The sequence below is a fragment of the Hydrogenivirga sp. genome (assembly GCF_056450045.1).
On the sequence record NZ_JBWONM010000026.1, the window covers coordinates 1 to 9437 of the forward strand.

A 9437-nucleotide genomic window follows, 5' to 3' on the forward strand; every position below is an offset into this window, starting at 1 on the left:
GAAGGAGGATGAGAGGTTTAAGGTCATACTGACGAGAAGGGATGATAGGTTCATCCCCCTTCACAAGCGCTCGGAGATAGCCCTCAGGAGTAGGGCAGACCTCTTCATAAGCATCCATTCAGACGCAGCTCCGAGACGGAACCCGAGGGCTAAGGGAACCCAGGTCTTCGCCCTATCCCACGAAAGGGCTACTGAGAAGAAGCACCAGATATTGAGAAGCAGGAGGTATGCAAGGCTCGTCTTGGGTGATGCAGCTGACATAAGGTCCGGCGTTGTCAAGAGGGTTCTGGCAGACCTGGCGATAGATGTGACCCTAACCGAGAGCGTTTACTTTGCCCGGCTCCTGTCTAAGGAACTCAGAACCGTTCTCGGGAACAGGGTTTACTTCAAGGGTATAAACAGGGCGGGCTTTGCCGTTCTCAAGACCCCGGGGATACCTTCCGTTCTCGTAGAGACGGGCTTCATAACCAACCCCACCGAGGCAAGGAGATTGAAGGACCCTGAGTTTCAGAGGAGGGTCGCCTGGTCAATCTACAGGGCTATTGTGAGGTATTTTTACGGAGACGAGTTCGGACAGAAGCTCGTAAAATATTGATCATAAAAACTCTGGAGGTGTGCCATGCTTCTCCTTGCACTGCTTCTCTTTGTAGGCTTTACCTTCTCAAAACCCCTGCTTGATACACCGGCCCAGGTGAAGAGGTTTCCCTACATAACCTACAAGAAAGCCTGGACCGGCACTCCTGCGAGCGCAGAGGAGGTGGCGGTGCCAGCGGTCGTTATAGCTTACGGGAAAAGGGAGCCTAGTTCCGTGATAGCAGTTGCCTCTCAGATAGCCTACTACCTCGGGCAGTGGACCGATGACATGGGAATAACCCCGGAGATGGTCAGGAAGGGCAGGCTCCCCTCAATAGTGATGCCGCTGGGAAGGGCACTCAAGACCAAAAAGCCCATAATCCTCGTAGGCGTCAACAATGCCCTCGTTAAGGAGCTAAAGCTGAGCTTCCGAAAGCCAACCCTCAAGGTGGTAAGCTGGAAGGGAAGGAAGGTCCTTATTGTAGGAGGAAGAAACCGCAGGGAGGTTCTGAGGGCTGCAAACTTCTTAGCTCACAGGGTGGTGGGCTTCAAGGCAGGAGCCTACAAGACCTTCTTCAGCTTCGTCAAGCTCAGGGGTCTTATTGAGCACGAGAACTTCAAAGCTGCTGAGCATATCATAAAGGACCCATCGGGTCTGTCCGCCTGCGGAAAGAACATGTCCTTAGCCGCACCCATGATGGCTAAGTTTCCACCCGAGGTCAAGAGGGTGGTAAAGAAGAGGAACAGGATAATGTACGTTGAGCTCCTCAGGGCTGTCAGGAAGGGGAACAAGGAGAGGGCTGTCTCCCTCTGGAAGGAGGCTATGGTGACCTGCTATCAGTGCCATCAGGGGCTCGGGATACCACGCCTTAGAAAGTTCATACCTAACCCCGACATCCACTCAAGACATCAGAGGATAGCCATGGAGTTCGGTCTCGTGAAGAGGGTAAAGGGCGAGATGAGCTGCACAGCCTGCCACAGCGGACCAACGGAGCGCAGAGGGTATTGAGGGAGAGGATATTCCTCGTCGGCTTCATGTGCCGTGGCAAAACTACCGTCGGGAGGATAGTGGCTCAGAAGCTCGGCTGGGACTTCGTAGATATTGATGAGGAGGTGCAAAGAAGGGAGGGGCTCTCAATCCCGGAGATATTTGAGAAGAAGGGAGAGGACTACTTCCGCAGGCTTGAGCTTGACCTGCTGAGAGAGCTCTCCCGCAGGGAGAGGGTTGTCATATCAACGGGGGGAGGACTGGGGGCAAACCCAGAGGCTATGGAGTTTATGAAGGAGAGGGGGCTTGTGGTATGGCTTCCTGTCTCTTATGAGGAGTTCATGAAGAGGTGCGGAAAGGACGAAAATAGACCCCTCTTGAAGAGGAGTGAGGAGGAGCTCCGGAGGCTCCTCTCCGAGAGAAACAAAATTTACTCCTCCGCCCACCTGAAGCTCACCCCCGGCGAGCCGGAGGAACTCGCCCAGCAGATAATCAGCCTCAGTCAGCCATGAGGTCTCTCTTGATCTCCTCCGGAGTTGGAGAAGCTTCTGGAGGCATACCCTTCGTCTTGGAGGCATAATACATGAGGGGGATCAGGACGAGGGTCAGCGTTGTTGAGCCCACAGTCCCGAATATGAGGGATATGGCGAGACCGTTGAATATCGGGTCAAAGAGTATCACGAAGGCTCCTATTATCACTGCAACCGCCGTAAGAAGTATAGGTCTGGTCCTTATAACCCCAGCCTCAACCACAGCCATGTGGGGCGAGAGACCCTCCTTTATCCTCTCCTCCGCAAAGTCAACAAGGAGTATTGAGTTCCTGACTATTATCCCCGCAAGGGCTATGAAGCCTATCATTGACGTCGCTGTGAAGAAGACCCCTCCCATAAGCTGGTCCATTATCCAGTGACCGGGGATTATACCCACGAGGGTCAGGGGTATGGGAGCCATGATTATGCCCGGAGCCTTGAAGCTCTTGAACCATCCAAGTATGAGCACGTACATGACGAAGAGGGCTACCGCAAAAGCCATACCGAGGTCCCTGAAGACCTCAAGGGTTATGTGCATCTCGCCGTCCCACTTTACGTAGACCTTGTCCTCTATGAGAGGGAGGGACATCCACAGCTCACCGACCTCCCCGTAGGGGTTTTCAAGACCGAGGACTCTGTCCCTGACCGAGAGTATCCCGTAGAAGGGAGCCTCCTCCCTTCCCGCCACGTCTCCGATAACGTATATAACCCTCCTCAGGTTCTTGTGGTATATGGTTTCTGGAATGGTGGTTTCCTTAAGCTCCACCAGCTCCGATAGGGGGACGAGCTCACCCTTGCCGTTGACGAGCTTGAAGTTCTTGAGTATCTCCGGAACCCTGTGTTCTTCCGCAAGCCTCAGCTTTATGGGAACGTGTTCGGTGTCGGTGTTCTGGAGGACTCCCACCTGCATACCCCCTATCAGGGCACGCATAGTCATCACTATCTCTTCCTTGGAAAAGCCACTCAACTTAGCCTTGTCCTCTTTAACCCTGAAGCTCAGCATGGGGGCGGGGCGTTCAAGGTATATGCCCTCATCCGTTATGTTCTTGGTCCCTTTGAAGAGGTCAAGGACCTTGAGGGCAAAGCGTTTCTGAACCTCCCTGTCTGGAGCGTAGACCTCTGCAACTATGGGAGATAGAACCGGCGGTCCTGGCGGGACCTCAACGACAGCCACGTACTTGGCGCTGTGTCTTCTGGCTATCTCATGAACCTTTGGTCTTATCAGCTTGGCGAACTGGTGGGACTGTTCCTTTCTGTCGTGCTTTCCTATCAGGTTTATCTGTACCTGTGCAAAGTTGGAAGCCTGTCTCAGGTAGTAGTGTCTTACGAGCCCATTGAAGTTAAAGGGAGCTGCTGTACCAACGTATATCTGGTAGTCCGTCACTATATTCTGTCGTGATATGAGCTCCCCTATCTCCTTTGCCACCCGAAGGGTCTCTTCAAGGGTAGTCCCCTCCGGCATGTCTAAGACGACCTCAAGCTCTGACTTGTTGTCGTAGGGGAGCATCTTCACGACCACAGCCTTTGCGAAGAACATCATCATTGAGGCTCCGAGCAGTGCCACAACAAAGCCGTAGAAGGCGTACCTCTTTACCCTGCTCATGAGCATGGGCGCCATTATCCTTGAGTACACCTTCCAGAAGAAGGTCTTCCTTACGTCGATCTCTTCATGCTTCCTCTCTTTCTTAAGGAACTTGTAGGAAGCCCAGGGAGTGATTATGAAGGCAACGAGGAGTGAGAAGAACATCGCCACCGAAGCGTTTATGGGTATGGGTCTCATGTAGGGACCCATAAGACCTGTCACGAAAGCCATCGGCATAAGTGCCGCTATGACCGTGAAGGTCGCGAGGATGGTAGGATTTCCCACCTCGTCGGTAGCTCTGACTATGGCATCCCTGGGTGGGAGCTTCTGCATCTCAAACCAGCGGTGGATGTTCTCCACAACCACGATTGCGTCGTCCACGAGTATCCCTATGGCGAATATGAGGGCAAAGAGGGTGACCCTGTTGAGGGTGAAGCCGTACATCTCGCTCAGGAAGAGGGCTATAGCTAAGGTAACCGGCACAGCTATTCCCACAACGAGAGCTTCCCTCACACCGAGGGCTACAGCTATGAGGAGTATGACCGAGAAGGTTGCTATCAGAAGGTGCTCAAGGAGCTCATCAGCCTTCTCCTTTGCGGTCTCACCGTAGTTTCTCGTAACGGTGATGTTCACATCCCTGGGAATTATCCTGCCTTTCGTGTGTTCAACGAGCTTGAGGACCTCCTCGGCGACATCAACGGCGTTCGTTCCCTTCCTCTTTGAGACAGCTAAGGTGACTGCGGGAAGGAGCTTCCCGGGCTCTCCCTCTATTCCCTTGTGATGGGCTGAGGGTCCAAGACCCATCAGGACGTAGTCCTTTATCTCCGAAGGTCCGTCCAGAACCTGCGCCACATCCTTGAGATATACGACCCTTCCTTTCTGAACGCTCACAACGAGGTTCTCTATATCCTCCTTTGACTTGAAGAAGTTTCCTACCTTTATCAGATACTCCCTGTTGCCTTTGTTGACCTTGCCGCTTATAGCCTGAGCGTTGGCACTCCTGAGGAGCTTGGCTATATAGAGGGGGGACAACCTGTAGGCTTCAAGCCTCTGGGGGTCAAGGACAACCCTTATCTCCCTCGGCGTCCCCCCAACTATGAAGACGTCCGCAACGTTCTCAATCTTCTTTATCTCGTTTTGGAGTGTGGCGGCGAGCCTCCTGAGGGAGTACCAGTCATATCCCTCACCCCAGAGGGTCAGGGTTACTATGGGGACGTCATCTATTGACATGGGCTTTATGAGGGGCGGGAGAACAACACCTGGCGGAGCCAGGTCCATAGCAGACATCATCTTTGAGTTCAGGTCAACGAGAGCTTTTACCGGGTCGGTTCCTACGTAGAACCTCGCCGTAACTATAGCCATATCGTTCATTGAGGCGGAGTAGATGTACTCTATGTCCTTGAGCTCCCAGAGCTTCTTCTCAAGGGGTATAACTACCCTGCTCTCAACCTCCTCCGGCGTTGCCCCCGGGTAGGAGATGAAGATATCAATCATGGGAACAACTATCTGGGGCTCTTCCTCCTTAGGCGTTGTGAGAACCGCAAAGAAGCCGAGGGCTAAGGAGACGAGTATGAGTATGGGAGTGAGCTTTGAGTCTATGAAGTAGTGGGCGAGCCTTCCCGCTAATCCGTACATCCCATCAACCTCCTACCCTGCAACCTTCACAGGCTCTCTCAAGTCCATCCACCACTATCCTCTCATTCCCTTCAAGTCCCGAGAGGACCTCTACGTATCCGTCTATCCTCCTTCCCAGCCTCACCAACCTGAGCTCAAGGGTTTTGTCAGGTTTCACCACCCAGACGCCGGTAAAGTCCCACCTCTTGTAAACAGCCTCCTTGGGAACGAGGACCATCCTGCCGACGGGTTCCTCCACGAAGACCTTCACGTAGAAGCCGCTCCTGATGTCCCTATCCCTGAGGAGAGCCTTTACCCTGAAGGTCCTGCTGAAGGGGTCAACGGAGGGCTGTACCTCCACAACCTTTGCATAGGTCTTCTTCTTAAGGCTCTCCACGTAAACAAGAAGGGTATCCCCAACCTTCACCCTGCCGTAGAGTCTCTCTGGGAGGCTTACCTCAACCCTGTAAGGGGTCTTCTCCATGACGAGGAGGGGATAGCCGGGTCTGGCTATGTCTCCCACATCAACACCTTTGGAGACAACATAACCGCTGAAGGGGGCTCTGACCTCTGTGTAGGAAAGGTTGGCTTGTACAGCCTTCAGGTTCTGCCTCGCCATTTCCACCCCAGACCTTGCAGCCTCAAGCTGTGCCTTAGCAGCCTTGTACTGAGCCTCAACCTGGTCAAACTCGTGGGGTGTGACGGCGCCAGCCTTAAGGAGAGCTTTGAACCTCCTGTAGGTCTTCTCGGCAGCCTCGTACTGAGCCAAGGCAGCCTTGTACTGCTTCTGAGCCTGAACAACCCTCTGCCGGGCTGCCTCTATCTGCGCCTTAGTGTCCCGGGGGTCAATCCTGAGCAGAAGCTCTCCCTTCCTGACGTACTGACCCTCCTTCACGCCAACGTAGCTCACGTACCCCATACTTCTCGTGGATATCTCTGCCCTGTCTGTCGGAACGATCGTGCCGGCAAAGGAAACATGACCTCTATCTACAACCTTCACCCTTCCTATCTTCAGCTCCCTGACGACCTTTCCCTCACGGGTTATCTCCTTGGCGGATATCCTGGGATGAAAGACCCCCGAAAGCCAGAGTATTATCAGAACAACGGGAATGAAGAGGAAGAAAAAATACTTCATAAGACCTCTCATCTGAGCACCTCCTTGATGAGACCTGCTTCAAGCAGAGCCTTGGCATAGCTGAGATTGCACCTGTAAAGAGCCTGTATGTAATCAAGCCTTGCGTTCTCAAGCTGGGTCTGGGCGTCAAGGAGGTCAACCATTCGGGCGAGCCCGCTTTCATACCTCTTGCCCACTATCCTGACTACCTCCTCCGCAGACCTGACCCTCACCTGAGCTGATTTCAGGGAGCTGAGGGCTGTCTCATACTCCGAGTACGCCTTCTCAATACCGAACAGTATCGCCCTCTTAAGGAACTCCTTCCTGCTCACGAGAGCCCTCTCCCTGTCCTTGAAGCTCCTTGCCCTGTGGATGTCTGAGAGTCCTGTATTGAATCTCAGGGTAAGGCTGAGACCGAACATGTATCCCTTCCCATCGGAGCCTAAGGGGGTGTCCTTATCGTAGAGGCTGTAGGAGGCGAAGGCTACCACCTGAGGAAGGACACCCGAGAGGGATGCTCTGTAGCTCTCCCTCATTACCCTTATGTAATCATCCATAGCCTTCAGGTCCTCCCTCTTCTCAAGAGCTCTTCTCTTTAGCTCCTCTTTGTCAAGCTGGGGGCATTCCTTTAACCTGGGAACCTCCATACCGCTGTAGTCGGTGTTGGCAACGAGACCGAGAGCCTTTAGGGAGAGCTCGTAGTTGTTCTCAGCTTCGGTGAGAGCCTCTTCAGCCTTGCTCAGGAATACCTTAGCCCTGAGAACGTCAGACAGGAGCGCCATCCCTACCCTGCGAAGCCTCTGAGCAAGCCTAAGGTGTTCACGGGCATCCTCCACGTTCTTGGTAGCAACGCCCACCGCCGACCTTGAGAGGGAGGCTCTCAGGTAAGCCTCGTAAGCTCTGAAGAGGACCTCCTCTTCCTTCCTGTCCGTACTCTTCTCCTGTGCCTTTTTCTTAAAGAGAGCCATGTCCCTGTAAGCTCTTATCCTACCCCCCATCCAGAGGGGAACCTCAAGGCTCAGCTTCGTCTCAAAGTTACTTACAGCATCAGGGTCGTTGAGGTTTGAAGGGGTAAAATCTGCAGGCTGAACCCTCTCCTGGTTGAGCTTAGTGAAGAGGACGAAGGCGGGTATGTCAGTCCTCGTAAAACTCTCCTCAAGCTTGAGGTTTGGAAAGAGCTTAGCCCTTGCAGAGAGGTACTCCCTCTCGTAGTACTTGAGCTCGTGCCTCAGAGCCTTTATCTCAAGGTTTCTCTCCAGTGTATCCCTGAGGACCTTCTCAAGGGTAAGCTCCTGGGAGAAGCCAAAGCCAGCGATGAGAAGAAGGAGTATCCATACCATACCTCGTACCCTCCGATTTAGGATATTAGAATATTCTAATATCCTTATAAAGTCAAGCCCTTCCCTCTTAGGATAGGGGAAATTATAATCCTATTCAGTCATGGAGCGGATTGAGGAACTTCTGAGGATTCTCATGCCCTCCCTTGAAAAGGGGGAGTACACGGATGAGTTCTTTACAAAGCACTTTGCCTTTAGGCTCAAGGGAGGGAAGCTGGAGCCCGTGCCCCATCCATCAATCCCAGACCCAGAGGAGCTGATGCACGTGGACAGACAGAAGGAGATCCTCTTCAGGAACACAGAGCAGTTCGTTAGAGGCTTGCCCGCTAACGATGTCCTCCTCTGGGGTGAGAGGGGAACAGGGAAGTCCTCCCTCGTGAAGTCCCTCCTAAAGCCCTACGGAGCTCTTGGTCTTCGCATAGTTCAGGTACAAAAGAGCGACATACCCTCCCTTTCAGATCTCTACGGCGTTCTCAGGGGAAGGGGGCAGAGGTTCATCCTATTCTTTGACGACCTATCCTTCCAGCCCGAGGAGGACAGCTTCAAGCTTCTGAAGTCCCTCCTTGAGGGCGATATTGAGGAGAGGCCTCCAAACGTTCTCGTTTACGCAACCTCCAACAGGAGACACCTCATCCCCGACCTTGAGGTGGAGGAGAAGTTTCCCTCTGAGAGCCTTCAGGAGAGGATATCTCTTATAGACCGCTTCGGTATAAGGCTTGGCTTCTTTGCCTTTGGGAAGGAGGAGTACCTGAGCATAGTCAGGGAGCTGGCAAGGAGGAGGGGACTGAGGGTAGATAGCCAGAGGCTTGAGAGCGAAGCTCTCAGGTGGGCTACCGAGAGGGGTAGCTTCTCCGGAAGGACGGCAAATCACTTCATAAGGGACCTTGAGGGAAGGCTCAATCTCTCTTCTTAAGGTCACCTACGGTGAGCTTCCTCATCCTCCTCATGAACTCCAAAAGCCTCTGCCTGTGATACTCTTCCTGAGAGTTTATCCACTCAAGGAGCCTCTTGAGGGAGGGATCGGAGACCTCCTTGGTGATGTCGGTGTACTCCCTGCCCGATGCCTCCTCGTAGAGTATATGCTCCTCCACGCTTCCTGAACCCTTTATCTCGGGCATGCTGAGGTCCGGGGTAACACCCATCTCTCCGAGCCTTTCTCCCAGCTCCCCCATATGAACCATGCTCTCAATGGCGAGGTCCAGCATTATGTCCTTGTACTCGCAGTTCTTTGAGTGGAAGAAGTTCTTGAGGTAGTCAAGGATTATCCTGTACTCTTCCTGGAGAAGCTTGTTTATAAGCACTGCCGTCTTCTCGTCCGCCTCCTTCCTTTCCTCCTCACTTAGCTCCATGCCCTTCACCTGTTCAAGGAGCTCAGAGAACTCGTGCCTGTGCTGGGTTTCATCGCTTATGACCCTCTCCAAGAGCTTCCTCACAGAGTCGTCCTTGACAACCTCCAACTGCTCCGTGTAGGTATCTATGGCAAGCTGCTCCGCATCTACATCCTTTTCCAGCATACTCGCCCAGTCGGGACCGCCCACCTTTATAGCCTCCTCAACCCTCTTCAGCTCAACCTCACCTCCAAGCTGAACCACCTTCTGGGCAAACCACTTCATGTGGCGCATCTCCTGACGGGCAATCTTCTCAATCTCCTCTGTGATCTCCGCGTTGTTTATCAGGAATATGTGGTAAAGGTACTGGA

At 53.3% G+C, this 9437-nt stretch carries 8 protein-coding genes; 4 read left to right on the forward strand and 4 right to left on the reverse strand.

Annotation, left to right across the window (positions count from 1 at the left end; genetic code table 11):
- The 3 genes from AC1HCM_RS00890 to AC1HCM_RS00900 all read left to right on the forward strand — a co-directional run.
- Positions 1-595 (forward strand): N-acetylmuramoyl-L-alanine amidase family protein (locus tag AC1HCM_RS00890; protein WP_479459890.1); only part of this gene is annotated, 595 nt, incomplete at its 5' end.
- A 24-nt stretch (positions 596-619) separates the two neighbouring features.
- Entirely contained in the window at positions 620-1582 is a 963-nt protein-coding gene (locus tag AC1HCM_RS00895; protein ID WP_479459891.1) for a cellulose biosynthesis cyclic di-GMP-binding regulatory protein BcsB, read from the forward strand.
- On the forward strand, positions 1579-2073 hold the full coding sequence (locus AC1HCM_RS00900) for a shikimate kinase (RefSeq protein WP_479459892.1): 495 nt from the start codon (positions 1579-1581) through the stop codon (positions 2071-2073). Before AC1HCM_RS00895 ends, AC1HCM_RS00900 begins: the two co-directional genes overlap by 4 nt.
- Here AC1HCM_RS00900 and AC1HCM_RS00905 read toward each other — a convergent pair.
- From AC1HCM_RS00905 to AC1HCM_RS00915, 3 genes are read right to left on the reverse strand one after another with little or no spacing between them, the layout of a single operon-like run.
- Positions 2060-5308 carry an efflux RND transporter permease subunit gene (locus AC1HCM_RS00905; protein ID WP_479459893.1) on the reverse strand — a complete coding sequence of 1083 codons (3249 nt, stop codon included), beginning with the start codon at positions 5306-5308 and terminating at the stop codon, positions 2060-2062. The two genes, AC1HCM_RS00900 and AC1HCM_RS00905, sit on opposite strands and share 14 nt — an antisense overlap.
- 4 nt (positions 5309-5312) lie before the next feature.
- The gene (locus AC1HCM_RS00910; RefSeq protein ID WP_479459894.1) at positions 5313-6434 is read right to left on the reverse strand and encodes an efflux RND transporter periplasmic adaptor subunit; all 1122 of its coding nucleotides are present in this window, start codon (positions 6432-6434) and stop codon (positions 5313-5315) included.
- Positions 6431-7741, reverse strand: coding sequence for a TolC family protein (locus tag AC1HCM_RS00915; protein WP_479459895.1), 1311 nt, complete (start codon positions 7739-7741; stop codon positions 6431-6433). Before AC1HCM_RS00915 ends, AC1HCM_RS00910 begins: the two co-directional genes overlap by 4 nt.
- A gap of 100 nt (positions 7742-7841) precedes the next feature.
- Between AC1HCM_RS00915 and AC1HCM_RS00920 the strand changes: the two genes are divergently transcribed.
- The gene (locus AC1HCM_RS00920) at positions 7842-8651 is read left to right on the forward strand and encodes an ATP-binding protein (protein ID WP_479459896.1); all 810 of its coding nucleotides are present in this window, start codon (positions 7842-7844) and stop codon (positions 8649-8651) included.
- Here AC1HCM_RS00920 and AC1HCM_RS00925 read toward each other — a convergent pair.
- On the reverse strand, positions 8635-9437 hold an 803-nt coding region (locus AC1HCM_RS00925), incomplete at its 5' end, for a ferritin-like domain-containing protein (protein ID WP_479459897.1). The two genes, AC1HCM_RS00920 and AC1HCM_RS00925, sit on opposite strands and share 17 nt — an antisense overlap.

Excerpts from the sequence above, each read along its gene's own strand:
- AC1HCM_RS00895 (WP_479459891.1), top strand. The coding sequence starts at position 620 with ATGCTTCTCCTTGCACTGCTTCTCTTTGTAGGCTTTACCTTCTCAAAA.
- AC1HCM_RS00905 (WP_479459893.1), bottom strand. The coding sequence starts at position 5,308 with ATGTACGGATTAGCGGGAAGGCTCGCCCACTACTTCATAGACTCAAAG.
- AC1HCM_RS00910 (WP_479459894.1), bottom strand. The coding sequence starts at position 6,434 with ATGAGAGGTCTTATGAAGTATTTTTTCTTCCTCTTCATTCCCGTTGTT.
- AC1HCM_RS00915 (WP_479459895.1), bottom strand. The coding sequence starts at position 7,741 with ATGGTATGGATACTCCTTCTTCTCATCGCTGGCTTTGGCTTCTCCCAG.
- AC1HCM_RS00920 (WP_479459896.1), top strand. The coding sequence starts at position 7,842 with ATGGAGCGGATTGAGGAACTTCTGAGGATTCTCATGCCCTCCCTTGAA.